Genomic DNA, 3,842 nt, shown 5'->3' on the forward strand with positions numbered 1-3,842 from the left:
GGCCGGCGGCGAGCGGGCGATGACCGCCCTCACGGGCGCCCTGGCGCTGGCCCACGCCCGGGCGCTGGCCGACGACACGCGCGCGGACCCGCCCCTCGCGCCCGCCCTGACCCTGGCCCAGAGCCTGTTGCCCTCGGGCGGCCACCTCGTCATCGGCAGCGCCCTCGACGCGCCGGGGGAGGATTTCGACCCCCTCCTGACGATCATGGCCGAGCGCCTGTCGATCCGCCTCGTGCTCGTGAGCGACGCCTTCGAGCGCGCCCGGCCGCCGGGCTTCTACCCCTTCGCCACGCCGGACGGCCGGCGCGGCACCGTGCAGGCGAGCCGGGCCGACCGGGCATCCTCGGGCACCGATGCCCGCCTCGTCGCCTATGCCCAGCGCGGCATCGCGGGCCTGCGCCTCGACGTCGAGGCCGGTCCGGAAGCCTACGCGCCGCTGATGGAGCGCCTCGATGCGATGCTGTAGGGCGCCAAGCTCTCGGGTACCACGTCGCCAGGGAGAGGCCCGGTGACGCCCGACGCCCCGGCCGGCCTCGACCAGCTGCGCGGCCTGCACCTGCCCGCCGAGACGGGCGGGGCCCACGGCGCGGTGATGCTCGCCATCGCGCTCGGCTTCACCGCGGCCCTGGTCCTCGGCCTGCTGCGCTGGCTGCGGGCGCGCCGGCGCGGCTCCGTCCGGCGCGCGGCCCTGGCCGACCTCGCCGCCGCCAACGCCCTGCCGCCGGAGCGCCGCCGGGTGGCGCAGGCGCAACTCCTGCGCCGCCTCGCCCGCACCCTCCAGGGCGACGCGGCGGCGGATGCGCAGGGGACGGCCTGGGCCGCCACCCTCGACCGGCTCTTCGCCACGACCTTCTTCAGCGCCGGCGCGGGCCGGATCTTCACTGAGGGGCTCTACCAGCGCGGCGCGCCCGAGCCCGGCCCGGTGGACGCCGAGCTGGCGCGGCTCTTTGCCCGGATCGGGGCCTGACATGCTGACGGGCCTCGTACCGCACTGGCTCACCGCCCTCGCCTCGGCCTTCGACCTCGCGAGTCCCTATGCCCTGCTGCTACTGCCCCTGCCGCTCCTGGCGGCCCGGCTGATGCCGCCCGAGTGGGTCGGGGCGAGCGGCGCCCTGCAGGTGCCGCCCTCCCTGGTGGCCGAGGCCGCGCGGGGCGACAGCGTGGCGGCGCGCGGGCGCGGGCGCGCCATCCTGGTCTGGAGCCTGTGGGTGGCCCTGGTGGTCGCCCTGGCGGGGCCGCGCCTCGTCCTGCCGGCCACCGCCCTGCCGGCCTCGGGCCGCGAGATCATGCTGGTGATGGACCTGTCCGGCTCGATGGAGCGGCGCGACTTCGCCCTAGACGGCCAGACCGTGACCCGGCTCGCCGCGGTCAAGCGGGTCGGCACCGACTTCATCCGCCGCCGGGCCGGCGACCGCATCGGCCTCGTCATCTTCGCCAACGAATCCTACGTGGCCGCGAGCCCGAGCTTCGACACCGCCACCGTCGCCCGCGCCCTCGACGAGGCCACCATCGGCCTCGTCGGCCGCTCCACCGGCATCGGCGACGGCCTCGGCCTCGCCCTCAGGCGCCTGACTCCGGCCGGGCCGGAGGCCGAGGGCGCGCCGCCCGCCACCGCCAAGGTGGTGATCCTGATGACCGACGGCGCCAACAATGCCGGCCAGACCACGCCCCGGGACGTGGCCGGCCTCGCCAAGGAGCTCGGCGTCCGCGTCCACACCATCGCGCTGGGCCCCCGCGACCTCTCCAACGCCGAGGGCGAGCAGGACGTGGTCGACACCGAGACGCTGCGGGAGATCGCAGACCTCACCGGCGGCCGCATGTTTCGCGTGAAAACTACAGAGGACCTCGTCGCCATGGCCAACGCCATCGACGAGATCGAGGGCGGACGCGCCAAGGCGCCGCCGGTGCCGCTGCGGAAAGACCTCTGGCCCTGGCCCGCCGCCCTCGCCTTCCTGGCCGCGGCCGGCCTCCTCGCGTCGCGGCGGACCGCATGAGCGTCCTCGACACATTCCTCGGGACCTGCGCTATCCTGCGGCCGTGGTGGCTGGTGGCGATTCCCCTCGTGGCCGCCCTGGCGCTGCGCGCCGCCTGGCGCTCGGCGCCGCTCGGCGACTGGACCCGGGCCGTCGATCCCGGCCTGATGGCGCTGCTCGCCCGGCGTGGGGCGGTGCTGGGCGGGCGCCGGCAGGCGAACCTCGCCGCGGCGATCGCGGCCGGGCTCGTCGCCCTGGCCCTCACCGGCCCGGCGGTGGAGCGCCCGGACGCCGCCACCTTCCGCAACCTCGACGCCACCGTGGTGGTGGTCGACCTGTCGCGCTCCATCGCGGAGGGCGGGCACCTGAAGGACGTGCGCCAGGTGGCACAGGGGGCGGCCGAGGCCGCCGGCACCCGCAGCGTCGCCGTGGTGGTCTATGCCGGGGACAGCTACCTCGCGGCCCCGCCCACCACCGACCGGGACGCCCTCGCCTCGACCCTCTTCGCCCTCGACGGAGACACCGTGCCGGACCGGGGCACCCATCCCGAGCGCGGCCTCGCGCTGGCCCGCCGCACCCTGGAGGAGGCCGGCGTGATCGCGGGCGACATTGTCCTCGTCACGGACGGCGACGGCATCGGCGACGCGGCCTTGCGCGAAGCGAGCGCGATCCGGGCCAAGGGCTGGCATCTGCACGGGCTGTTCGTGCCCGCCGGGCCCGGCCTGCCGGCGGGCTCGCCCAAGCCCGACCGGGGCGCCCTCGAGCGCCTGACCGACGCGGGCGCGGGCCGCTTCGCCCTCCTCGACAGCCCCGCCCCCGTGCTCGACGCGGTCGGCGCCAGCACCGCCCAGCACCTCGCGGCCGGGGGCTACACCGTGCTGGCCTTCGCCGATCTCGGGCGCTGGCTCGTGCTGTTGGCCCTGCTGCCGGCCCTCGTCCTGTTCCGCAGGAGCGCCTGATGGCGATCGGTTCGTTGTCCGCCCGCCTGCCCGTCCTCCCCCGCGGATGGACGCGCTGGGCACGTCTGGCCGCCCTCGGGCTCGCGGGCGCCGGCATCCTCGGCCTCACCGCCACGGCGCAGCCGCGCACCAGCCTCGGCCGCGCCCTGATGGGGGCCGGGCTGCCCGGAGCCGCCGCCTGGGTACTCGACGATCCGGCCTGGCGCGGCCCGGCCCTCTACCAGGCCGGGCGCTACACGGAAGCTGCCGCCCTGTTCCGCAACGGCGGCCGGCGCAGCGCCTACAACCTCGGCAACGCGCTCGCGAAATCCGGCGACCTGCAGGGGGCGCTCGACGCCTACGACGCCGCGCTCCAGTACAACCCGCGCGATGCCGACGCGCAGGCCAACCGCTCGCTGATCGCCCGCCTCGTGGACGAGGGCGCCGGCGATCCCGGCAAGGGCGGCGGCGTGGCCAACGCCACCGCCACGGTGGGCGCGCGCTACAACAAGACCTCGAACCAGGACCCCAACGACGATACCCAGGCCACCTCCAGCGGCGAGGGCCTGGCCGGCAACAAGGAGGGCGGCACCACCTCCTCGACGCCCGGCAACAGCAAGGTGGCCCGGCGCGGCAAGGCCGAGCAGGTCTCGGTGGATTCCGGCAAGGGCGAGGCCCGCGGCTCGGCCAGCGACGCGGCGGGCCGTGGCCGCACGGGGGCGGGCTCCGCCATGGTCGCGGCGGCGCCCGAGCGCGAGGTGCGCCGGGTGACGAAGAGCTTCGAGGCCCACGAGATCCGCCCCGACCGCCTCTGGCTGCAGACCCTGCCGGACGATCCCGGACGCTATCTCAAGCTGCGCCTGAAGGCGGAGCACGCGGCCCGCGTCGAGGCCGGCACGGCGGTGCCCGGTGGGAGCAATCCATGGTGAGC

The 3,842-nt window shown here is 76.5% G+C and carries 4 protein-coding genes and 1 pseudogene; all 5 read left to right on the plus strand.

The annotated features are described in order from the left end of the window. Positions 1-466 (plus strand): annotated as a pseudogene (locus K2X24_RS17750) (DUF58 domain-containing protein); the annotation flags it as partial. Between the two features lie 42 nt (positions 467-508). Further along, a complete protein-coding gene (locus tag K2X24_RS17755) occupies positions 509-967 on the plus strand; it encodes a DUF4381 family protein (RefSeq protein WP_292499655.1) in 459 nt (152 codons plus the stop codon). Between the two features lies 1 nt (position 968). Continuing rightward, positions 969-1,994 (plus strand): VWA domain-containing protein, encoded by a 1,026-nt coding sequence (locus K2X24_RS17760; protein ID WP_292499657.1) that lies wholly within the window; start codon positions 969-971, stop codon positions 1,992-1,994. Next, a complete protein-coding gene (locus K2X24_RS17765) occupies positions 1,991-2,932 on the plus strand; it encodes a vWA domain-containing protein (protein ID WP_292499659.1) in 942 nt (313 codons plus the stop codon). The genes K2X24_RS17760 and K2X24_RS17765 overlap by 4 nt, the downstream gene beginning before the upstream one ends. Continuing rightward, a complete protein-coding gene (locus K2X24_RS17770; RefSeq protein ID WP_292499661.1) occupies positions 2,932-3,840 on the plus strand; it encodes a tetratricopeptide repeat protein in 909 nt (302 codons plus the stop codon). The genes K2X24_RS17765 and K2X24_RS17770 overlap by 1 nt, the downstream gene beginning before the upstream one ends. Positions 3,841-3,842: the final 2 nt, after the last annotated feature.

The sequence above is a fragment of the Methylobacterium sp. genome (genome assembly GCF_019750675.1).
Taxonomy (GTDB): Bacteria; Pseudomonadota; Alphaproteobacteria; order Rhizobiales; family Beijerinckiaceae; genus Methylobacterium.